At 63.5% G+C, this 21,577-nt stretch carries 22 protein-coding genes and 3 tRNA genes; 8 read left to right on the forward strand and 17 right to left on the reverse strand.

Going from position 1 to position 21,577, the window contains the following annotated elements; genetic code table 11:
- Window positions 1–2 precede the first annotated feature (2 nt).
- The 10 genes from QN358_RS06540 to QN358_RS06585 form a co-directional block, all read right to left on the reverse strand.
- Window positions 3–722 (reverse strand): Rossmann-like and DUF2520 domain-containing protein, encoded by a 720-nt coding sequence (locus QN358_RS06540; protein ID WP_323511913.1) that lies wholly within the window; start codon window positions 720–722, stop codon window positions 3–5.
- Entirely contained in the window at window positions 719–2,536 is a 1,818-nt protein-coding gene (locus QN358_RS06545; protein WP_323511914.1) for a PH domain-containing protein, read from the reverse strand. Before QN358_RS06545 ends, QN358_RS06540 begins: the two co-directional genes overlap by 4 nt.
- Window positions 2,537–2,538: 2 nt before the next feature.
- A complete protein-coding gene (locus QN358_RS06550; protein WP_323511915.1) occupies window positions 2,539–3,036 on the reverse strand; it encodes a PH domain-containing protein in 498 nt (165 codons plus the stop codon).
- Window positions 3,037–3,042: 6 nt separating this feature from the next.
- A complete protein-coding gene (locus QN358_RS06555; RefSeq protein WP_323511916.1) occupies window positions 3,043–3,528 on the reverse strand; it encodes a DUF3180 domain-containing protein in 486 nt (161 codons plus the stop codon).
- Window positions 3,525–4,061, reverse strand: a complete 537-nt coding sequence (gene folK, locus QN358_RS06560) for a 2-amino-4-hydroxy-6-hydroxymethyldihydropteridine diphosphokinase (RefSeq protein WP_323511917.1) — start codon at window positions 4,059–4,061, stop codon at window positions 3,525–3,527. The genes QN358_RS06555 and folK overlap by 4 nt, the downstream gene beginning before the upstream one ends.
- Window positions 4,058–4,468 (reverse strand): dihydroneopterin aldolase, encoded by a 411-nt coding sequence (gene folB, locus QN358_RS06565; protein ID WP_136640622.1) that lies wholly within the window; start codon window positions 4,466–4,468, stop codon window positions 4,058–4,060. The genes folK and folB overlap by 4 nt, the downstream gene beginning before the upstream one ends.
- Complete coding sequence (gene folP / locus QN358_RS06570; RefSeq protein WP_136640674.1) at window positions 4,465–5,256, reverse strand: dihydropteroate synthase; 792 nt, start codon at window positions 5,254–5,256, stop codon at window positions 4,465–4,467. The genes folB and folP overlap by 4 nt, the downstream gene beginning before the upstream one ends.
- Window positions 5,257–5,351: 95 nt before the next feature.
- Window positions 5,352–6,020, reverse strand: coding sequence for a GTP cyclohydrolase I (gene folE, locus QN358_RS06575; RefSeq protein WP_323511919.1), 669 nt, complete (start codon window positions 6,018–6,020; stop codon window positions 5,352–5,354).
- A gap of 31 nt (window positions 6,021–6,051) precedes the next feature.
- Entirely contained in the window at window positions 6,052–8,064 is a 2,013-nt protein-coding gene (gene ftsH / locus QN358_RS06580) for an ATP-dependent zinc metalloprotease FtsH (protein WP_136640620.1), read from the reverse strand.
- Between the two features lie 106 nt (window positions 8,065–8,170).
- Complete coding sequence (locus QN358_RS06585; RefSeq protein ID WP_323511920.1) at window positions 8,171–8,791, reverse strand: TetR/AcrR family transcriptional regulator; 621 nt, start codon at window positions 8,789–8,791, stop codon at window positions 8,171–8,173.
- 117 nt (window positions 8,792–8,908) lie between these two features.
- Here QN358_RS06585 and QN358_RS06590 point away from each other — a divergent pair, with 117 nt between their 5' ends.
- Window positions 8,909–10,429: an MFS transporter gene (locus QN358_RS06590; RefSeq protein WP_323511921.1), complete on the forward strand. Its 1,521-nt coding sequence runs from the start codon at window positions 8,909–8,911 to the stop codon at window positions 10,427–10,429.
- A 142-nt stretch (window positions 10,430–10,571) separates the two neighbouring features.
- On the opposite strand, the gene hpt is transcribed toward QN358_RS06590, so the two are convergent.
- Both hpt and QN358_RS06600 read right to left on the reverse strand, forming a co-directional pair.
- Window positions 10,572–11,123 carry a hypoxanthine phosphoribosyltransferase gene (gene hpt, locus QN358_RS06595; RefSeq protein WP_136640617.1) on the reverse strand — a complete coding sequence of 184 codons (552 nt, stop codon included), beginning with the start codon at window positions 11,121–11,123 and terminating at the stop codon, window positions 10,572–10,574.
- 10 nt (window positions 11,124–11,133) lie between these two features.
- The gene (locus QN358_RS06600) at window positions 11,134–12,303 is read right to left on the reverse strand and encodes a tRNA lysidine(34) synthetase (RefSeq protein WP_323511922.1); all 1,170 of its coding nucleotides are present in this window, start codon (window positions 12,301–12,303) and stop codon (window positions 11,134–11,136) included.
- 51 nt (window positions 12,304–12,354) lie between these two features.
- On the opposite strand from QN358_RS06600, the gene QN358_RS06605 reads away from it, so the two are divergent.
- Complete coding sequence (locus QN358_RS06605) at window positions 12,355–12,849, forward strand: inorganic diphosphatase (RefSeq protein WP_136640615.1); 495 nt, start codon at window positions 12,355–12,357, stop codon at window positions 12,847–12,849.
- A 257-nt stretch (window positions 12,850–13,106) separates the two neighbouring features.
- Here the strand turns inward: QN358_RS06605 and QN358_RS06610 are convergent, their stop codons facing one another.
- The gene (locus tag QN358_RS06610) at window positions 13,107–14,141 is read right to left on the reverse strand and encodes a M23 family metallopeptidase (protein ID WP_136640614.1); all 1,035 of its coding nucleotides are present in this window, start codon (window positions 14,139–14,141) and stop codon (window positions 13,107–13,109) included.
- Between the two features lie 188 nt (window positions 14,142–14,329).
- On the opposite strand from QN358_RS06610, the gene QN358_RS06615 reads away from it, so the two are divergent.
- The 3 genes from QN358_RS06615 to QN358_RS06625 all read left to right on the forward strand — a co-directional run bounded on the left by QN358_RS06615 (window position 14,330) and on the right by QN358_RS06625 (window position 14,764).
- Window positions 14,330–14,402: transfer RNA gene (locus QN358_RS06615), tRNA-Glu, on the forward strand.
- A 152-nt stretch (window positions 14,403–14,554) separates the two neighbouring features.
- Window positions 14,555–14,628 (forward strand) — tRNA-Asp (locus QN358_RS06620).
- A gap of 63 nt (window positions 14,629–14,691) precedes the next feature.
- Window positions 14,692–14,764 (forward strand) — tRNA-Phe (locus QN358_RS06625).
- 61 nt (window positions 14,765–14,825) lie between these two features.
- Here the strand turns inward: QN358_RS06625 and QN358_RS06630 are convergent.
- Together QN358_RS06630 and QN358_RS06635 are read right to left on the reverse strand one after the other, a co-directional pair.
- On the reverse strand, window positions 14,826–15,767 hold the full coding sequence (locus QN358_RS06630) for a tyrosine-type recombinase/integrase (RefSeq protein ID WP_323511923.1): 942 nt from the start codon (window positions 15,765–15,767) through the stop codon (window positions 14,826–14,828).
- A gap of 534 nt (window positions 15,768–16,301) precedes the next feature.
- The gene (locus QN358_RS06635; RefSeq protein WP_323511924.1) at window positions 16,302–16,649 is read right to left on the reverse strand and encodes a hypothetical protein; all 348 of its coding nucleotides are present in this window, start codon (window positions 16,647–16,649) and stop codon (window positions 16,302–16,304) included.
- A gap of 173 nt (window positions 16,650–16,822) precedes the next feature.
- Here QN358_RS06635 and QN358_RS06640 point away from each other — a divergent pair, with 173 nt between their 5' ends.
- From QN358_RS06640 to QN358_RS06650, 3 genes are all read left to right on the forward strand, one after another.
- Window positions 16,823–17,152: a hypothetical protein gene (locus QN358_RS06640; protein WP_323511925.1), complete on the forward strand. Its 330-nt coding sequence runs from the start codon at window positions 16,823–16,825 to the stop codon at window positions 17,150–17,152.
- Between the two features lie 222 nt (window positions 17,153–17,374).
- Window positions 17,375–19,213, forward strand: coding sequence for an HsdM family class I SAM-dependent methyltransferase (locus QN358_RS06645; protein WP_323511926.1), 1,839 nt, complete (start codon window positions 17,375–17,377; stop codon window positions 19,211–19,213).
- 15 nt (window positions 19,214–19,228) lie between these two features.
- Entirely contained in the window at window positions 19,229–19,756 is a 528-nt protein-coding gene (locus QN358_RS06650) for a restriction endonuclease subunit S (protein WP_323511927.1), read from the forward strand.
- Window positions 19,757–19,948: 192 nt separating this feature from the next.
- Here the strand turns inward: QN358_RS06650 and QN358_RS06655 are convergent, their stop codons facing one another.
- On the reverse strand, window positions 19,949–20,230 hold the full coding sequence (locus tag QN358_RS06655) for a hypothetical protein (RefSeq protein WP_323511928.1): 282 nt from the start codon (window positions 20,228–20,230) through the stop codon (window positions 19,949–19,951).
- Window positions 20,231–20,334: 104 nt separating this feature from the next.
- Window positions 20,335–21,417, reverse strand: a complete 1,083-nt coding sequence (locus QN358_RS18860; RefSeq protein WP_416351962.1) for a replication initiator — start codon at window positions 21,415–21,417, stop codon at window positions 20,335–20,337.
- Window positions 21,418–21,577: the final 160 nt, after the last annotated feature.

Here is a 21,577-nt window from a genome sequence, read left to right on the forward strand (position 1 = left end):
CGCTACTCGACCGGCAGAAAGACGTCATCGGGGCCGGCCGTGCGCTGCAGGGCATTCTCAACCGACGAACGGATGAGCGGGGCCAGCATCCGGCCGGGGCCCTCGACCCCAATAGAGGTGAGCATACCCGTGGCCTGCTCGACGATCGCACTCGAGAACGTGGTAGCCGTCTCGATCGCTTCGGCGTAGGCAGCCCGGTCGCTTTCAGAGATGACCACCGGCTCGCCGCCCATCTCGACCACGAGCGCCTGGCCGATGGGCAGCACGGGGCCCGGCGCGGTGACGGCGAAGTAGGTGCCAGAGAGGCGGGCGATGTCGATGCTCGACCCCGTGAAAGACATGGCGGGGTGAATCGCCAGCGGTATCGCCCCCGCCGCGAGCGCCGGCGCGAGCACCCCGAAGCCGAATTCGGCGGCGGTATGCATGACGAGCTGGCCCGGCTGCCAGGCTCCGGTTGCCGCGAGCCCACTGACCAGCGCGGCCAGTTGGTCGGAGGGCACCGCCAGCAGTACCAGCTCGCTTCGCTCGATCAGTTGCGGAATGTCGAGAATCGGAGCCCCCGGCAGCATGACCTCGGCCCGCTCGCGGCTCGCCTCCGACACCGCGCTCACGCCCACGATCGCGTGCCCGGCCCCGGCGAGCGCGGCCCCGAGCACCGGCCCCACGCACCCTGCGCCGATGATGCCGATGCCGAGCCGGCCCGAACGTTGTGGTGAGGTCATCGGTCGGTCTCCGGATGTTCGGGGGTGGGCAGAAGCGGCACGAGTGGATTGTCGTCGCTCGCGTGAAGCGCGGGGGTTGCCCGCCCGGCCCACCGATGCGAATCGTCGGCGCGGGCCGCCAGAACGGCGCCCGCCGACAGCTCGGTGAACGCCGCCACCGCCGCACGCCGGTCGATCACGCCGAGCTTCGCGCGCACGGGGCCCGCAATCGTGTTGAAGTCGAGCGCCGCGAGATCGAGCACCCGGCGAACCGGCCCCTGGGTCACGTGAAGGCTCTGCAACCGCGCCAACGGAACGACGCTCAGCCGCCGCCAGACGAACCCCGTGCGCAGCAGCACGGCATCCGGAGTCACCGCGAACCCCGTGCGCCGCCACGACAGCGGCCTCAGCCAGAAGCCGCGCGCCGGTGTCGAGCTGAAGCCCGCCCCGTGCCTGGCGGTCAGCCCGGCGAGCACGAGCCGCTGCAGCTGCTGCTGGTCGCTGGCATCGGTCGGCGAGGCCACCGCGAGGCCGGGCAGCAGCAGTCCGAGCACGCGTTCCACGTCGGCAACGCGCCCGACGGGCAGCAGCAGGGTGTGCGGCTGGCCAGCTCCACCGTGCGACGAGGCGTGGCCGGCACGGTTGATTCTGATCATCCACCAGCCCGCCGGGCGCCACAGAATCGGCTGCGTGACCTCGATGGCGTGAATGCGCCCGGGCGGCAGCGTGTCGTTGTTGATCGTGAACAGGCCGAAGCCCACCCGCACCCCGTCGGGCGTACCCGCAATGGAGTATCGCAGCGACTTCGTGAAACGCCTGCTGTAGTAGCCGAGCGAGCCGATGACGCTCGGCAGCAGCAGAAACAGAATGAACGTGTGGTGCGCGAAGACCGTCGACACAACGAGGGCCGCTATGACGAGCAGCAGTACCACAGTGAATTCGCTCAGCACGAGCGAGCCGATCAGCCGCAGTGGGGTGATCTTCACCACCGACTCTGGCGGGGCAGCATCGGGGTCGAGTTCGGGGGCCAGAAATTCGCCGAGCCGCCGGTTCAGGATGCCCGGTCGGGGTTCGGGGGAACCGAAATCGCTGGCGTCGCCGACGGTGGCACCCACCCCAGCGTCGTCAGCCGCCTGTGCCGCGGCCCGCGCCTCTGATTCCAGCACCCCCGACGCCCGCCGCAGTATCTCGCGGCGCAGCTCGTCGACCTGGCTCGAACCCAGGTAGGCAAGCTCGACCTTCGCGTCTTGCCCCGCCACCGTCAGCTCGATACGGGCGGCACCGAACAGGCGAGCGAACAGCGGACGAGTGATGTGGATGCCCTGAATGCGGTCGAGCCGCGCCTGCCTGTTGTGGCGAAAGAGCACTCCGCTCTTCACTTCGACCGCGTCGCTGCCGATGCGAAAACTGTGCATGCGCCAGGCCAGCGCGAAGGCGGCGATCGCTACGAGAATGACGCCGAAGATGATGAGAATGGCGATGCCGGTCTGGCCGTGGCTGTACACCAGCGAGACGATGTCGCCGTTGTCGCCGGGGTTGCCGCGGCCGCCCTGGCCGCCTCCGCCGCTTCCGCCCCCACCGCCGTCGCCCGGGCCCGGCCCGGTGGGAATGAACAGCTCGACGAGCCGTTCGCGCAGGTTCGTCAGAATGAAGGCGAGCACCGCCACCAGCACGAACCCGCCTTTGAGCAGCGGTGACGCCCAGTGCAGGCGGTGCCATTCGCCGTCGGCGAGGTGCGCCGCGACAGGCGGCAGCGACGGTGGCATGGAGGACGGCAGGCCCGGCGCACCCGGCATGTCCGGCGCCGTCTCGCCGCTCGCCGTCTCGCCGCTCACCGTCACAGCCCGGTGCGGCGCGCCTCGGCCAGCCCGATCAGCTGGTCGCGCAGCGCGTCGGCTTCGGCCTCGGGCAGCCCCGGAATCGCCACACCGCTGGTGGCCGCCGCCGTGACGAACTTGAGGTCGCTGAGCCCGAGGGCCCGCCCAAGCGGCCCGCGGTTGATGTCGATGAGCTGCATGCGCCCGTACGGCACGGCCACGATGCGAAGAAACATGATTCCGCGACGAAAGAGCAGGTCGTCGTCGCGCAACTGGTATCCGATCGCGCGGGCCCGGCGCGGCGCCACGATGAGCAGCACGATCATGATGGCAATGGATGCGCCGAGCATCCACCAGCCGAACCAGGCCCGCACCACCAGAATGAAGAACACACTCACGGCCGCCAGTACGACGCCTGTGATGATGGAGGCGGCGATCTCAACGGCCACGTACTTGGGGCTGACCCGGCGCCACTGGGTGCCGTACGACAGCCGGTGCGAATCGGGTGCGGGGTTCACGGGCGGCTAGCCCAACCGGCGGTCGGGGGCATTGACCGGATGATCGGGGTCGCCGTCATCGGGCGGCAAGGTGCACAGCTTCTCTGCCACGAGGCCGCACGCGAGCAGTATCGCGCCCGCAATCGCCGCAGCGAAACTCAGCCACAGTGACGAGACAGCCGGAACCACGGCCCGCGACAGCAGGTACACCACGACGCCGACGCCGAGGCCGGCGATCAGGGCGCCCACGAGACTCGATGCCTTCGCGAGCACCACCGTGCGCATGGCGCGGAACGGATTGATGGGGGCCTGGTTCGTGCCGCGGATGGCCCGCGCAATGGGCACCGCCAGCGTCACGACGATGGCCCCCGCCGCGACCAGCGTGATCGAGAGCGAGAGCGGCAGAGCGATGATGGGCCGGCCAGCCGAGGCGAGGCCGACTTCGATGAAGAACCCCACAAAGGCTCCGCCGATGACCAGCAGAACCAGAGTGATCGGGCGTGTTCGCTTCATTTCTCCCACTTCGCGTACAGTCTCGGGCTCTCGTCGGTCGTGGCAGGCAGCGCCGCCAGCAGTGCGGCGATTGGGCCGTGGCCCGGGAGCTCGGCCGCAGGTTCGATCTCGTGCCACGGCACCAGCACGAATGCACGCTCGAATGCCAGCGGATGCGGCAGGGTCAGCGTCTCGTCGTGCTGCTGCAGGCCTGCGAACGTGACGATGTCGAGGTCGAGCGTTCGGTCGCCCCAGTGTTCTTCGCGAACCCGGTCGTGCGCGAGTTCGATGGCCTGCAGGGCAACCAGCAGCTCACGCGGCGGCAGCGCCGACCGCACGAGGGCCACGGCGTTGAGGTAGCTGGGCGCGTCGAGGTCGACACCGTCGGGCTTCAGAGCGTCGGTCTCGTAGAGGCTCGAGACGGCGTCGACAATGACTCCGTCGACCGCATCGATCTCCCGCACGGCATCCCGCAGTGTCTGCTCGCGCTCACCGAGGTTGCTGCCGAGCGCGACCACGGCGGGAAGAGTGACCCGCAGCTTCTCCTGCCTCACGCCCGCCTCCGGGTGATGGTGATCGAGACGTCGGTGAACGGCACCTCGATGGGGGCTTCGGGCTTGTGCACGGTGACGCGCACCCGCTCAGCCACTTCGTGCGCCAGCACGACACGGGCGACCCGCTCGGCGAGCGTCTCGATGAGGTCGACGGGTTCGCCGGCTACCGCATCCGCGATCTCGTTCGACAGCACCCCGTAGTGCAGGGTCTGGTCGAGGTCATCATCGGCGGCGGCGGCCGCGGTGTTCAGCCACGCCGTGACGTCGATGACGAACGGCTGGCCGTCACGGCGCTCGAAGTCGAACACTCCGTGGTTGGCCTGAACGGTGAGCCCGGTGATGGTGATGGCATCGGGGCCGTCGGGTACGAGGGCGAGTGCGACCGTTGGAGTCGACTGGTCGGTCATCGTTCTGCCCCCTTCTTCCAGGCTTCTGCCACGGCGAGCGCGGCTTTGGTGGTCTCGACATCGTGCACCCGCACGGCCCATGCGCCTGCCTGGGCCGCCAGGGCGGCGGTGACAGCCGAAGGAAAGTCACGGGCATCCATCGTCGCACCCGCCGGCAGCAGCTCGCCGATGAAACGCTTGCGCGACGCACCCACCACCAGCGGCAGGCCGAAGGCGGTGAACACGTCGAGGTGGGCCAGCAGCTTCCAGTTGTGGTCGGAGTTCTTCGCAAAACCAAGGCCGGGGTCGACCAGCAGCCGGGCGGGGTCGACGCCGCGCACCACGAGTTCGGCGACGCGGTACTCGAGCTCACGGCGAACGTCGTTCACCACGTTGTCGTACACCGCCGCCGAGTTCATCGAGTCACTGTGGCCGCGCCAGTGCGACACGAGAAACGCCACGTCGAGGTCGATGACGGCTGCCGCCATACCCTCGTCGCTCAGGCCACCCGACACATCGTTCACGATGATGGCGCCCGCTTCGACCGCGGCGCGCGCTGTCGACGAATTCATCGTGTCGATGCTCATCGCGATTCCGCTGCGGGCCAGCTCCCGGATGACCGGCAGAACCCGCGCCTGCTCTTCGGCCACGGGCACTCGCCTGGCGCCGGGCCTCGTCGACTCGCCACCCACGTCAATGAGGTCTGCTCCCGCTGCAGCCAGCTCGAGCCCGTGTGCGACGGCCGCCTCGGATCTCAGCCATCGCCCGCCGTCGCTGAACGAGTCGCTCGTCACGTTGAGCACACCCATGATGAGCGTGCGACCCTTCGGCAGCCCCGCGTAGGTGGCGGGCGTCACGTCGGCCGCGGGCCTCCGTCGGCGCGACAGCCCTGCTCCGAGGTCGCTCACAGCGCGGCCTCGTGGCCCGTGGCGCCGGCCTTCGTGGGCTCGTCGGCGGCCCGGTTCGCGGCGGGGGCCTCCGCGACCGCGCTGCCCGTGGTGCCGGCAGTCGGCTGCCCGATGAGAGTCATGAGTTCAGCGCGCGCGGCTGGCTCACTGAGAGAGCCGCGACTCGCGACCGTCACGGTGGTGCTGCCGACCTGGCGGGGGCCGCGAAGAGTTACGCAGCCGTGCGATGCCTCGAGAACGACGAGAACGCCGGTGGCATCGAGGCCGTCGGCGATGGTGTCGGCAAGCTGCTCGCCGAGGCGCTCCTGCAGCTGCGGGCGCGACGCGAGCGCGTCGACCACGGCGGGCAGGCGGCCGAGGCCGATGAGCCTGTCGGTCGGCACGTACGCGATGTGCGCCAGGCCCTCGAACGGCAGCAGGTGGTGCTCACAGACCGACCGGAACGTGATGCCCCGCATGAGCACAGGCTCCCGCGGGGCGGCCTCGTCGAACGCGAACGTCTCACCCAGGAGGGCGCGAGCATCGACCCCGACCCCGGAGAAGAACTCGGAGTAGGCCTCGGCGACACGCCGCGGGGTACTGCCGAGCCCTTCCCTGGTCGGGTCTTCGCCGATCGCCTCGAGAATCTCGAGTACGGCGGCTTCGATTCGTGCTCTGTCTACCACTGTTCGATGGAGTTCACTGGAGCCGACAGGCTCAAGCGGTGGCGGGGCGGGGCGGGGCCTGGGGAGCGCGCTTCGGCTTCAACTCGGGCTCTGGCTCGCTCGTGATACCGCCGTCGGTGGCACCCAGGTCGATCGGAGCCTTGGCGGCCCGGTAGTCGATGGGCGGAATCGAGGAGACCGGGCGCTTCTGGCTCGACAGCCACTGGGGGCGAGGAGGCAGGTGGCGCACGTCTTTGAAGATCTCGGCCAGCTGGTGCTGGTCGAGCGTCTCGTGTTCGAGCAGCTCCGTGGCCAGATGATCGAGGATGTCGCGGTTGTCGTTCAACACCGACCATGCCTCGTCGTGCGCCGCCTCGATGAGCTGGCGCACCTCGTTGTCGACCTGCTGGGCGAGGTTGTCGCTGTAGTCGCGTTCGTGGCCCATGTTGCGGCCGAGGAACATCTCACCCGACGCACTGCCGAGCTTGACGGCACCCACGTTCGACGACATGCCGTAGTCGGTGACCATCTTGCGGGCCGTGTCAGTGGCCTTCTCGATGTCGTTCGACGCACCCGTGGTGGGGTCGTGGAAGACGACCTCTTCGGCAACCCGGCCACCCATGGCGTAGGCCAGCTGGTCGAGCAGTTCGTTGCGCGAGATGGAGTACCGGTCTTCGAGCGGCAGCACCATCGTGTAGCCGAGCGCACGACCGCGCGGAAGAATGGTGATCTTCGTGACGGGGTCGGTGTGGTTCATCGCGGTGGCGACCAGCGCGTGCCCACCCTCGTGGTAGGCGGTCACGAGCTTCTCGTGGTCGCGCATGATGCGGGTGCGGCGCTGCGGGCCGGCCATGACACGGTCGACGGCCTCATCGAGAGCACGGTTGTCGATCAGCTGCGCATTCGAGCGGGCGGTGAGAAGCGCTGCCTCGTTCAAAACGTTGGCCAGGTCGGCACCGGTGAACCCGGGGGTCTTGCGGGCGAGAACCTCGAGGTCGACACCGGCAGCCAGGGGCTTGCCTCGGCCGTGAACCTCGAGAATCTGCTTGCGACCCTGCAGGTCGGGAGCATCGACGCCGATCTGGCGGTCGAAGCGGCCCGGGCGAAGAAGCGCGGGGTCGAGAATGTCGGGGCGGTTCGTCGCCGCGATGAGAATGACGTTCGTCTTCACGTCGAAGCCGTCCATCTCGACCAGCAGCTGGTTGAGGGTCTGCTCGCGCTCGTCGTGGCCGCCGCCCATACCGGCACCGCGGTGACGGCCCACGGCATCGATCTCGTCGATGAAGATGATGGCGGGCGAATTCTGCTTGGCCTGTTCGAACAGGTCACGCACACGGCTCGCGCCGACACCGACGAACATCTCGACGAAGTCAGAACCCGAGATGGAGTAGAACGGAACGCCGGCTTCACCTGCGACCGCACGGGCCAGCAGGGTCTTGCCCGTACCGGGAGCGCCGTAGAGCAGAACGCCCTTCGGGATGCGCGCTCCGACCGCCAGGAACTTCGACGGGTCTTTCAGGAAGTCTTTGATCTCTTCGAGCTCTTCGATGGCCTCGTCGTTGCCCGCGACATCGGCGAAGGTGACCTTCGGGGTGTCTTTCGAGACGAGTTTGGCCTTCGACTTGCCGAACTGCATGACCTTGTTGCCGCCGCCCTGCATGCCGGAGAGCATCAGCCAGAAGAACGCACCGATCAGAATGACGGGCAACAGAATGCCGAGCAGCGACAGGAACCAGTTCGTCTGCGGAACCTGGTCGTTGAAGCCGTCAGTGGGTGCTGCAGACGTGACGGCGTCGATCACCTCGGTGCCGCGCGGTGCGACGTAGTAGAACTGCACCTTCGACCCGTATTTGGCGTCGGCCGACGCGAGGGTCAGGTCGACGCGCTGTTCGCCGTCGATGATGAGGGCCTGTGAGACCTTGCCATCTTTCAAGAACTGCAGACCCTGCTGGGTCGACACCTGCTGGAACCCCGAACCGGTGATCAGGCCGAAGCCGATCCACAGTGCGATGGCACCAAGAATGATGTAGGGAATCGGAGACCGGAAAATGCGTCTCAGGCTCATGTCTCTTTTTGGTTCTTGCGGCAAAACCGGCACCCTTCTGGTCACCCAACTACTGGTTCAGAGTACCCGTCGCACACTGGGCGTGCCCTGCGTGTTCCCCGTGGGCTTAACTTGCGCGCGCTCTGAGGCCGACAGCCGGCATGATCACTCCGTCTATCAGCGAAATCAGGAACTCGCGGTCGACCGGCTTCTTCAGAATGAGCGTGCGGTACGACGCCATCGACGGGCTGATCAGGGCGAGGGCCTCAATGTCGCTCTCTGGCGAGATCTCGCCGCGATCGATCGCTCTCTGCATCAGAACTCGGTTGACGGATGCCCGGGGCTCGATGATCGCGGCATTGGCCGCATCGGCGAGGTCGGGTTGTCTCGACAGCATCGAGATCAACCCTGCCATCACCTTCATCTTCTTCTCTGCATCGACGATGGAGTGCGGCTTGATCAGCGCGACCAGATCGCCCCGGAGTGTTCCCGTGTCAGGCAGATCGTCGAGACTGTACGCGCCCTTCTTCATGCACGCGACCGCGTCGATGACCAGTTCGGCCTTCGAGGGCCAGCGCCGGTAGAGCGTCGCTTTGCCGGCCTTCGCTCGGGCGGCGACCATGTCGATGGTCATGCCGTCGTAACCGGTTTCGGCGAGAACCTCGAGCGCAGCATCCAGAATGTCGGCATCGCGGGAATGATCTCGCTTGCGCCCGAGTTTAGGAGTGGAGAGGTCGATCTGCGTCATCGCGTTTCTTCCTTTCGATTGAGTGTGTGACAGCCAAATGTTACTGTCGGATTAAATACTAGCAATTCAGAAACTGTTAAGTTCCGAAACTGCTCAGTACCGTATATAGTCGGTGACATGTCACAGACTTCTCCCGCTGCAACCGCAGCCTCTTCGCGCCGCTGGCTCACGCTCGCCATCGTCGCACTCGCCCAGCTCATGGTGGTGCTCGACGCTACCGTCGTGAACATCGCCCTTCCCGCCGCCCAGGCCGACCTCGGCTTCTCGAACGGCGACCGCCAATGGGTCGTCACCGCCTACTCGTTGGCGTTCGGCTCGCTGCTGCTGCTCGGCGGCCGCGTCTCCGATCTCATCGGTCGCAAGCCCACGTTCATCATCGGTCTGATCGGCTTCGCCGCCGCATCCGCCCTCGGTGGCGCTGCCGACAGCTTCGGCACGCTCGTCGCCGCCCGCGCACTGCAGGGGCTCTTCGGTGCACTGCTCGCTCCCACGGCCCTGGCCGTTCTGACCACCACGTTCACCATTCCGAAGGAGCGCTCGCGCGCATTCGGCGTGTTCGGCGCGATCGCCGGTGCCGGTGGCGCCGTGGGGCTGCTGCTCGGCGGGTACCTCACCCAAGACTTCAGCTGGCGCTGGAACCTCTACATCAACGTGTTCTTCGCCATCATCGCGGTCATCGGTGCGATCATCTTCGTACCGACCATCAAGCGCACAACCGAGCGCCCCAAGCTCGACATCCCCGGCACGATCATGGTGTCGGCCGCTCTGTTCTCGCTCGTCTACGGGTTCTCGAACGCCGAGACGAACGGCTGGGGCGACTTCTTCACCTGGGGGCTCCTCGTAGCGAGCGGCATTCTGTTCATCGCGTTCGTTCTCTGGCAGCGCCGCGCGCAGCACCCGCTGCTTCCCCTCGCGATCATTCTGAACCGCAACCGCGGCGCAGCGTACCTGTCGGTGTTCATCGCAGGCTCGGGCATGTTCGCCGTGTTCCTGTTCCTCACGTACTTCCTGCAGACGTCGCTGAACTTCAGCCCCATCACCACGGGCCTGTCGTTCCTGCCGATGATCGCCTGCCTCGTGCTGGCTGCCCAGCTCGGCACGAACATCTTTGTTCCGCGCTTCGGGCCGAAGGTCATGGTGCCGACCGGCATGCTCATGGCATCGGCGGCGCTGCTCTGGATGACGAGGCTCGACCTGTCGAGCACGTACGCCGCGAACATCCTGCCGCCCCTCATGCTCATGGGGCTCGCGATGGGAACGATCATGCCCGCCGCGATGCAGACCGCGACGCTCGGCGTCGACCGCCAGTTCGCCGGCGTGGCCTCGGCCATGGTGAACACCTCGCAGCAGGTCGGTGGCTCAATCAGCACCGCGCTGCTGAACACCCTCGTCGCCACCGCTGTGACGAACTACATCGCATCGAACCTGCCGGCCTCCCCCGCCGTCGCAGCGCAGGCTGCCGTGAACGGCTACGCTCTGGCGTACGCCTGCGCCTCAGGCCTGTTCTTTGCCGGTGCTGTCATGGCTGCGCTGCTCTTCAAGCGCAAGGCCACGGTTCAGGCCACGGCCCACGCGGCTCACGCCCAGGCTGAGAAGCACGCCGAGAACGACCGCATCGCTGAGGCGGCCGCCGTCTAACCGGCCCGGGTCGGGCTCCGCGCCCGGCCCCCGCCGCCCGCGCGCCCGCAACGCAAACGTGGAGTCGTTTTGCGCCCCAACCGTGAGGTTTTAGGGCGGAAAACGACTCCACGTTTGTCGTTGAGGGGCCAGACCCGTCAGGTCAGGCGTACACGTGCGGGGCGAGCACGCCGATGTCTTTGAGGTTGCGGTACTTCTCGGCGTAGTCGAGGCCGTAGCCCACCACGAAGTCGTTGGGAATGTCGAAGCCCACGTAACGCACGTCGAGCTCGATGCGCACGGCGTCGGGCTTTCGCAGCAGCGCGCACACCTCCACCGACTTCGGGCCGCGCGAACGCAGGTTGCCAAGCAGCCACGAGAGCGTCAACCCCGAGTCGATGATGTCTTCGACGATGAGAACCGTGCGCCCCTCGAGCTCGGAGTCGAGGTCTTTCAGAATGCGCACCACCCCGCTCGACTGGGTGCTGGTGCCATACGAGCTGACGGCCATCCAGTCCATCGTCACCGGCAGGTGCAGCTCGCGGGCCAGGTCGGCCATGACCATGACGGCGCCCTTCAGCACGCCGACGAGCAGCACGTCTTGGCCCGCATAGTCGGCCTCGATGCGCCTCGCCAGTTCGGCGATCTTGGTGCGGATCTCAGCCTCAGTGATCAGAATCTGTGACAGGTCGGCTGAGACATCGAGTGAATCCATGCCCGTCAGCCTAGCGAACGCGAGCGAAGACGAGGGCGGCTGAAACCCGGGTGACGCGGATGCCCGGCAGATCCACACCCGCTTGACCCCGCCACCCGGTCACGAGCCGCAGCACGGCGAGCGTGTGCGCCCGGCTGAGGCTCACGCCGAACTCCGCCAGCACGACGAACCGCACGATGCGCTGCGCGAGTGCCGCCGGGTTCGAGGCCAGGCCGTGCACGTCGAGGGCGATGCCAGCCTCAGCGTGTTCGACGATCTCGGCAGCCCATTCGGCGGCCAGGGCATCCAGCGCCTCGGCGTCTTCGCGCAGCTGCTCGGCCGTGCGTACGAGCGCCTCGGCGATGCCAGGGCCGAGCTCTGCCTCGAGCATCGGCAGCACGGTTGAGCGCACCCGCACGCGGGTGAACACCGGGTCGAGGTTCTGCGGGTCATGCCACGCCTCGAGCCCCGACCCGGGCCCGAGGTCGGCGAGCGAGTCGTGCAGCGTCTGGCGCCGGATGCCCAGCAGCGGCCGCAGGTACACCCCGTTCACCGGGCTCATGCCCGACAGGCTCGTCGGCCCGGAGCCCCGCGCCAGCCCCAGCAGCACCGTCTCGGCCTGGTCATCGAGCGTGTGGGCGAGCATGATGCCCACGGCGTTCGTGCTCGCCTGTGCGCGTTCGAAGGCCGCGTATCGCGCTGCGCGGGCGGCGGCTTCGGGGCCGCCGGCGCCGCCAGCTGTGGTGCTCGCCACCATGCTCGGTGTTCCCTCGCCGGCAACGTCACCGCTCTTCGCATCGCGCACCGCAGCACTACCCGCCGCACCTCTTGGCGCGCCGTGCGCTGCTCCGCCGACCTCGACACGCTCGACCAGAACCGGGTCGAGGCCGAGCGCGCGGGCCTGGGCGGCTGCGCGGGCGGTGACCTCGGCCGAGCCCGCCTGCAGCCCGTGGTCGACCAGCACGGCGCCCGCGCGAAAGCCGGCGCGGGGCGCCTCGAACGCGAGGGCCGCTGCCAGAGCGAGGGAATCGGGGCCACCGCTCAGGGCGACGAGCACGAGGGGGGCATCCCGAGCCGGCAGCGACGACTGCTGCTGCGGCTGCATCGACAGCGGTGAAAGCTGAACAAGCGCCTCCCGCACGGCCCGGCGCACATCGGCCATCGCCGGGGTCAGGCGGGGGCGGCGTTCGTTCGGGTGCATCCAGTAACGTTATTGCAGTTTGAGCACACTATAAGAAGGAGCAGTTTCGTCATGGTCAGCTACGACGCCGTCATCGAGATTCCCAAAGGCAGCCGCAACAAGTACGAAGTCGACCACGAAACCGGCCGCGTGTACCTCGACCGCGTGCTCTTCACCACGTTCGTCTACCCCACCGACTACGGATTCTTCGAGAACACCCTCGGCCTCGACGGCGACCCTGTCGACGTGCTCGTGCTGCTCGAGTACCCCGTGTACCCGGGCGTGGGCGTCAAGGTGCGCCCCGTCGGCGTGTTCAACATGAGCGACGAGGCCGGAATCGACTCGAAAGTCATCGCCGTTCCCGCGAAAGACCCGCGCTGGGCGCACATCGTCGACGTCGACGACATTCCGCAGCAGCTCCGCAACGAGATCGAGCACTTCTTCGAGCACTACAAAGACCTCGAACCCGGCAAATGGGTGAAGACCGAAGGCTGGGGTTCGGCCGCCGACGCCGAGCAGATCATCGAGAACGGCATCACCAAGCTGGCCGCCGAGGGCGCGCACTAGCTTCACGTCTGTTTCACTGGGCCGGCTCCGGATGCTCGGGGCCGGCCTTCTGCGTGCCCGGGCGGTTGGCGCGGACTGGCGCGCTCGCGGCCCGGCGTGCTCGCGGCCCGGCGTGCTCGCGGACTGGCGCGCTCGCGGTCTGGCCCCTCTCGGTTGATTGACCAATGGGCGGCCCTCGTTCAAACCGTCGCCCTATATGCGGAGGTTTGAACGAGGGCCGCCGATTCCGTTGTCCCGCCCCGCGCCGGGCAGACCGCCTAGAAGCCGGCGCCGAACTGCGCCAGAACGGCGCGCGGGTTCTGGGCCGTGCCGTTGAGGCGGGTCTCGAAGTGCACGTGGCATCCGGTCGACGCGCCCGTGGTTCCCGCCTTCGCGATGAGCTGGCCCTCGGCCACAGCCCAGCCCGAGCGCACGACCAGCGAGGTGTTGTGGCCGTAGACGGTGGTGCGGCCGCCGCCGTGGTTGATCGTCACGGCATTGCCGAGGCCGCCGTTCGAACCGGCGAACGTCACGGTGCCGGCCGATGCCGCGTAGACGTTGGCTCCGCAGGTTCCGCCCGGGCTCACCAGGTCGATGCCCGCGTGCAGTCGCCACACGGCGTCGATCGGATGAAACCTGTTGCCGAACTCATCTGACACCCGCGCGTTCGGGAGCGGGGAGTTCCAGACCTGGGTGCCGGGGCCGCTGATGCCCGAGCCCGAGCCGCCGGCGGCGCCGCCGCTACCGTTACCGTTACCGCCGCCGTTTCCGTTACCGTTACCGCCGCCACTGGCAGCAGCAGCCCGCGCAGCCTCGGCCGCCGCCCGCGCCTCCCGCTCGGCCCGCGCCGCCGCCGCCAGCGACCGTTCCGCCGCGATACGCAGCTCGCCCAGCGCTGCCTCGGCCGACTTCGCACCCAGCAGTTCGCTCTGAACCACCCCGGCGTCGAACGCAATCTGGGCGGTCTCGTACTCCGCACCCCGCTGGTCGGCCAGCGCGCGGGCTGCCGTCGATTCGGTCTCGAGGCCCGCAATCAGGCTCCGGATGCTCGCGATCTCACCCTCTTTCGTAGCCTCATTCGACCGAGCTTCGAGCACGTCTTCCCAGCTCGGGTACTCGACCGCGTGCGCCGCCTCTGGAGCGAGCCCCTCGCCCATCACCAGCGCCAGGCTGAGTACGGCTGCTCGCAGCAGCTGGCGCGAACGGTGCGCGAGCCGGGGCCGGCGCGGCGCGTTCTCGGGGGCTCCGGCAGCATCGGGGTCGGTCGCGGGAGCGGTGTCAGTCGCGATAGCGGCGGCATTTGCTTGGTTCATCAGCAGATTTCCTGTCAGCAGCTGGCCACAGGCATCCAGATCGCCCGGTCTGTTCCGGCCAATCTAACGGCCCTTTCGCCCCGCTCCCGAGCCCACGCCGCCCGGCGCCGACTGCACAGACGCCGCACAGATTCGACGGATTCGACGCCGGGCCTCGAGGTGTGGCATACTCGTTGAGTTGTCAAAACGGCCCCATCGTTTAGCGGCCTAGGACGCTGCCCTTTCACGGCAGTAGCACGGGTTCGAATCCCGTTGGGGTCACCGTTAGCTAACGATGTGTTGGCTAACGCGATGTTAGCTAACGATGTGATTTGCTTGCGCAAATCGGGTCGGGCGGCAATGTACGGCCGAGTTGCGAAAATCACGAAGCGCAATTCAGGTATAGTAAATGCGGTTCACAATTTCATAAGTTTGGCCCTGTAGCGCAGTTGGTTAGCGCGCCGCCCTGTCACGGCGGAGGTCGCCGGTTCAAGTCCGGTCAGGGTCGCAAAGGTCGTCTCACCCTTCCTTCGGGAAGGGTTTTTCGGCCTCTGGAGGGGCTCGCCCCTTCGGCTCTGTAGCTCAGTTGGTAGAGCGTTCGACTGAAAATCGAAAGGTCACCGGATCGACGCCGGTCGGAGCCACTGCCTTACTTCCCGGCTTCTACGGGGAGTAAGGCTTATTTTTTTCAGCCTGAACGGTCACTTATGGTGAATTCACCCCCGTTTGGTGACCTTGTCGATTTCCGTACAGCTGCGACAAGGCAGCCGCTCCACGCCGGGCCGCATCTGCGCGAGTATTTGCATACATTTGAGTGACGGCGAGACTGCTGTGGCCGAGAATGGCCTGCACGTCGGGCGCAGACACTCCGGCGCGGAAAAGCATTACAGCGCTCGTGTGACGCAAGTCGTGCCAATGCAAAGCAGGCTCGTTGATCGGAAATGTCTTGATTTGATCGCGAATGCGAAACCAGTCCAGGGCCCGCGAGAGATTCTTCGAATTGATCGTTCCGCCGCGAGGTCCGGGGAAAAGCAAGTCATGTTCTTGGCGACCTACTCGAGCTGCCAAAATTACTGGCAGTAGAGGTTCTGCCAGAGGTACAGTCCGAACGCGACGACCCTTCGTTGGCCCAACGACCATTTCGCCATGTAGGCCAGCCGAGGCGGAACGTCGGATACTGATGGTCCGGTCTTCAATGTCGACGTCAGAGCACCTCATTCCGGCTATTTCGCCGAGTCGACCGCCGGTGTATAGGAGGGCGAGGACAAACCGTCGGTAATGACCGGCGGCGGGCAGAATGGTAAGCAGACGATCGACCTCTTCGAGCGTCAGTGACCGGGCCGTCAAGTCGTTTTGCTGTACCCGTGGACGATCAACGCCGATGCATGGGTTCGATGTTATGACTCCGCCTTTAACTGCGACCTTGCAGATTGCTGAGAGCATTGAGAGGGCGTCGATCCGGGTTGAAAAGCTACCGGACCACTCAGCAAAGCCGAGTTCAACGTCCAGTGTGGTGATTGACTCGATTTGGCGCGCGCCGAAATAGGGAAGTACACGATGACGCCAAGCGACCATGTAGCTGCGGCCAGTTCCGGGGCTGACCTTGCTGAGGATGAGCGCGTGATAGCGCTCGAAGACTTCGGACACAGACGTCATCTTCAGACACCTCCTTCCTTCTTGTTGACTCGAAGCGGTCCTCCGGTGTGCCGTTCCGCACTGGCTTGACGAGCCGTTCGCCCCCACGGGTGCGCACAACTCGCCTTCGCCCGCACGGAACGGCACACCGAGGTTGACTCTGTTATGGATGATCCTTAAACGGAGGATCCAACAGGTTTAGGACCGCGAGGTCTGGGTACGCCTGCCCAACCACGACGTCAATTCCAGTCAATCGAACGAGTTCGTCGGTCTTATCGACGAAGTCGTCAACCGTCTGACTTGGGCGAGGCGCAACTGTCAGTGAATATCCAAATATCGAGGTGCCTGAGAGGCGGATGATACGAGGAGTTTCACCGTCGATTGAGAGACCCGCGTCGTGACTAATTTGGCTCCAGGAGCGCACGACGAAACGAAACCGTCGTCTTGAGCTGGCGGGGTGCCAGGTCCCCGCTGCTTCTCGGGCGGCTTCAGTGGCGCGCAGCCATTCTCTAAGGCTGATGAACTCGTCACGATCGGCGAATTTCATCACTTGGTGGCCGAGGAAAATGAGTCGAGGAACACTGTCACGCTGAGGTCGAATGCGTCCCGCTGATTCCTCACTCGAAGTTCGGCGAAGTCTCCCGCGCCCGTGAGAACCATCCCCAAAGGCACCATTTCGGGCAGGAGCTGCGGAGTTTCTATAGAGACATCGCCGATACGAACGCCGTTGAGCGCGACTCCGGCTGTGAATTTATAGAGCGCTCGCCCTTTCGCGTCCAATTTCGGACTCGAGGTAATTTTCTTGTCCACATACAAGAACAAGCGGCGCGACTCGGACGACGGTGAGAAGCTCACCGTCCCTGGAATGAGTCCAATGTTCAGATTTCCAGCCATTTTGATGCCTCCTAGTATTGTCAGACCTAGCCGACATCTCGGCGACTAGCTCCGTTTCTGTTCGATTTGCAACACCAGTATTGCATACGAAACGCAATTTACGTTGCGAACGATAGATTTTGCAGAAATGGCAAGGCTTGATGTAGCGATTGCAATGCTTTAGGCTCGTTTGCGTGAGTAGCCAGGAGAGCACAGGTCGGTTTGTGGAAGAAGTGGTTCCACTCGTCCGAGAACATCTCGCATCCTTAGTTCGCGCGGACGAGTGGTCCGAGATAGCGATTGAAGCAACGGACCCGGTAACCCAAGCGAGCGGCAACGAGCTCTATGTACTCAAAGCCCTTCGCGATCTTGCAGAAATTCGGGACGTGTGCGACAAGGCCATTCGAGGCATCGTGCTCGAATCCATGGAACGCTTCCCGTCGGCTCCTTCCGCCAGACAGCTCGCCGAAGCGGCCAAATTGGCCACGTCCACAGTCACCCGCTGGCAGAAAACATCCGTGTGACCGAGGCAGGTCTCCCGAAATCTTCTTTACAAGATCAAGAAAGGCGTTGACGCGAGCATTCAGTTGATTCCGAACGTTGTTTGCGCGGAGTGGCTAGCGAGCTGACACTTATTTGTCGCCGCTAGACTCGATCCCATTGCGGAATTGAAGTACGTCCAAATCGGCCGAGTGGACCGCAAACGATGTGCGCGCTGAATTTGTCGCCGAAGTAAGGGTGTATTCGTGCTTGAAAAAGCTACCGACATGTGGGTCTTTAACGAGTTCATCAGCAAGGGATATATCAACGCCTCATTCGCGCCGGTTAATCCGAAGGTCCGAGTGTGGGCCGAAAAGTCTTCTGTCGAGTCCATCAATGAGCTGTTGTCGATTGCGAGCAAACGGCTGACTGGCAATCCGGGCAGGCCCGAATTCATCGTTTACGACGAAGACGCCGAGCTCGTCATTCTGGTCGAAAACAAGAAAGACGTCTCAAAGCACATTTATGAGGCCGACATCAACAGCAAGGTCGATGAGTACGCGGTTAATGGCGTCCTCTGGTACGCCAGCTTTTTGAAAGACAGCTTCAACGTAATTGCGATCGCGTGTTCGGGAACAGATCCTCTCACCCGCAAGATAGACACGTTCGGCTGGAAGCGCGGCGTTGAGACGTTTGCGAACCTGAACGTGCATCAGATAAACCGCATTGATGAATATCGCGAATTTCTTGTTGAGTCTGCGAAGGGGAGCACCCTTGCGAGTCAGGCAAGACTCCTCGCCTCCGCTAAGAACATCAACGAGTACATGCATGGCGAAATGAACGTGATCGAACACAATCGCCTCTACGTACTGGGAGCAGTGCTGTTTGCGCTTGAAGACCCTGTATTCAAAACGGCCTACTCGCAGTACAACGGAAATCAGGACATTGCGGATGTGCTCTGGCAGACGCTAGAGCGGAGAATCAAAGGCTCAGTTGTAGCGGATAAGGATCTCCTCATTGCAGAGCTGAGGCCGACGATCTTGTCTCTCCGAGGACAGGAGAAGCAAGGTTTGCGGGGCCGCTATGCCAAAGGTACATTGCACAAGCTGATCTCTGACATCGACCGACTTCTTTTCGAGCACTACGAGGACAGCGAACTAGACCTCATTTCGCTGTTCTTCAACGTGTTCCTGACGTACTCGACAAAGGGTGGCTCCGACCTGGGGATAGTACTGACGCCACCGCACATTACCCGGCTGTTCAACGACATCGCTGACGTGGGCATAACTTCCAAGGTCCTGGATATCTGCGCGGGTACCGGCGGCTTTCTTACTTCGGCGTGGCGCCGAATAGCCTTGTCTACGGAGTACTCATTCGCTCAGAAGGAAGTATTCCGAAAGAATAACCTTTTCGGAATTGAGATTGAGGCATCCGTATATTCGATCATTGCGCTCAACATGTTCCTCAATAAAGACGGACAGTCTCATCTCTTCAACGACGATTGTTTCGCCCTGAAGGCCGAGATCCCCGCCTACGACTGCAATGTCGGCTTTGTTAATCCGCCGTACTCCAACGCAACGTACTCCGAGATATCGTTCGTTGAATTGATGCTCGATAGCCTCCTACCCAACAGCATCGGGGTCGCGATCGTTCCGGTTAACGCCGTGTCGTCGCGGACAAAAAAACACTCTGACAACGAATTGTACAAAGAGCGCATTCTCGCGAAGCACCGGCTCATTGCGTCCATTGAGATGCCCAAGAATCTTTTCTTTCCGAAAGGTACGGAGACAATCGTTCTAGTCTTCGAGACGGGGCACAAGCATTCCGGTGCAACCTGGATGGCGAAATTTGATGATGGCTTTGCCTTGTTGAAGCATCAGAAAACAAGGACGCCCACCGTCTCTAGCGAAGAAGACTACAAGACTTTCATCGCGGCGTACCGCGATCTGGCGGAGACCGATTTTTCCTTTCACCAGGTGCTGGAGTACAAGGATCAGTGGGTTTACACGCTATTCAACGAAGAAGAGTATGAAGTGACCGACGCCGACTTGCAGTCGTCTCTAAACGAGTACATTGCTCACATGTTTTCAAATCAGTATCTCTAGGGCGGACGAATAGAAGTGGAAAAGATAAAGCTCACGGAGCTATTCACCATTGAGTCGTCCATACAAGACGACAAGATAAATTTTCAGATTGCGGATATCAACGATGTCGATGCGCTTCCGTTTATCAGCCGGACTGCCAGAAATAACGGGATAACTGATTACTGCAGCCCGAGGGCCGGAATGGTGAATAAGGGCGGGGCAATTTCTCTCGCCCTAGACGGTAGTACTGGCTCGACTTTCTACCAGCATCATGACTTCCTGAGTGGGCAAAATATTTGGCTCCTGCGGCCCATTGTGGCAAAGGTTCCAGATTTTTCGCCCCGCGTCGCTCTCTATCTGGTCTCGTCCATTCGTAAAGCGGTGAGCGCTTACACCTACAACCTGAGCCTCACAAAAACTCGTCTTCAAAAGATCTCGATCAACGTACCGCTAACCGCAGCCGGCACAGTCGACGCCGACTGGATCCGCACTGAAATGTTTGGTTTGAGACATATCGAATTACTCGACGAGCTACCAGAAGAACGGTACCAAATTCTTACTTAGCATCGACATGGAGTCACGCCAAAAGACTGGATTCAAGACTAGGAGCTGAGGACATATCGCGAGTTGGAGCTGTCCCGTATGCGGTGAAGAAGCAGACGAGGATGAGCTGGATCCCCACGGCCATTTCGAAAGCGACGACGACGATGACGATGACGATGACGATGACGATTGAAACTAGCGGGTCGGCGTCACCTACGACAAGTGACCTTCATCCACCCAGTGATCTTGCGTGCGGCTCAAGTCGTCTTCAGCTTCAACCATGAGTTGCTGCAACAGTTCAATCTCCCGCTGGACTGCTTCCATCCGCTGCGAGATGTCAGCTTCTGCTTCCGGGCTACCGTCAAACGGTTCTTCTTCAATCCCTTCGGCGCGGGCAACCGCGTCGCTAAGGTCATCGTCTACTCTGCCAAGGGCGTCCGAGGCTCGTTGAAGATCAGCCTCAGCAGCGTCAGGATCACCTGTGAACTCGCTCATGAATCACAGCTTAGGTGTGATGGTACCTTCCGTGGGTTCAGCCAAGCTGGCCACAGATCGTCCGCCTACGGTAGTGGCCACCGCAAAGAGGCTGCCGCACTCGCTCAAGGCCCGCTGGCCTGATCGATTTCCAGCCTCGAACTTACCGTGCGAGCAAGATATTCAAGTGCCCAGAGGACTCTGCGCCGGTACTGCGCACTTGAGGAACTATTTGCGTCAGCATGGCTGCGAGCCCAATGGATTCGAGCTTCTTTCTGTGCTCGCCTAGTTAGCCCAGCGAATGACCATCCAGTGCGATGTGATGTACGGCGCGAAGCCGACGCGACTTGTGACCGTGCACCAAACCGACGATGAACCTGACTGCCGCAATCCGAAGGAACGCACTCCGGCGCACATCGAACAAGTCGCGCCGCGGCGTGGAGGCGAGATATGTGGGCCCATGCGTCCGCATGAACTCCACTTCGAGACCTCGAGAAATCTTTCAACACGTAGTTGAGCGCCTTGGACAGGTACCAGATCGCCTTCGCGCCCGAATCCCCAACACGAAAGTCGTCGCACGCCGACTCCGAGCCCCAACGGACGATTTGACCGTCTATTACGGAGGCGGCAGTCGCAAGGCTAGCTGCCTTTCGTAACGTTTCACTGTCTGGCGCTTCGATCCTCGCGATCCTAATGAGAGCATGAACGTGAATTACCCCACGCGCCTGCCATTCACGAACCACGAAGTATTCAACCGAATCCCACCGATCACGAAGGCGGCGGCGCGTGCGATCCCAGAGGGTCCCGGAGTCGCGGTTCCATTCAACCTGACCTGCGTAGTCGTAGTTATCGACGCTTATAGGAGTACCCGCTAGGCTCACCTGGCCGACATCGTGGCGACTTCCGCACCTACAGGGAACCCCTTTTGCCGACTCGCTTCGCGGGACTCGGTGCACGCTACCGAACGACGGAGCTGTCAACGTCAGCAAATAAAAGCGATGCCGATCTGCCGGGCCCTCGAATACGCCCGACCGAGCAATTGCAGCCCAGTCCGATCTGTAGAGTTCCGCGCATGACGGGCATCTGTGCTTAAGTCGTGAGCCACATCTGACAAACTGTCCGGTCACCGTCTCGATCGGACGTATGCAACTTTGATTCAACAGCGCGCGAGCGAAGTTTTCGTCGTCTGAATCTGTATTTTCGGGCATGGACTATCCACCACCACGTCACGACTGAAAATCGAAAGGTCACCGGATCGACGCCGGTCGGAGCCACTGCCCCACTTCCGGGCTTCTACCGGGAGTGGGGCTTTTTCGTGCGCGCGACTCGACTATGCCCGGTGTGACCCTCCCTCTTCACCAGCCGAGG

Source organism: Subtercola sp. RTI3 (genome assembly GCF_035018625.1).
Classification (GTDB): domain Bacteria; phylum Actinomycetota; class Actinomycetes; order Actinomycetales; family Microbacteriaceae; genus Subtercola; species Subtercola vilae.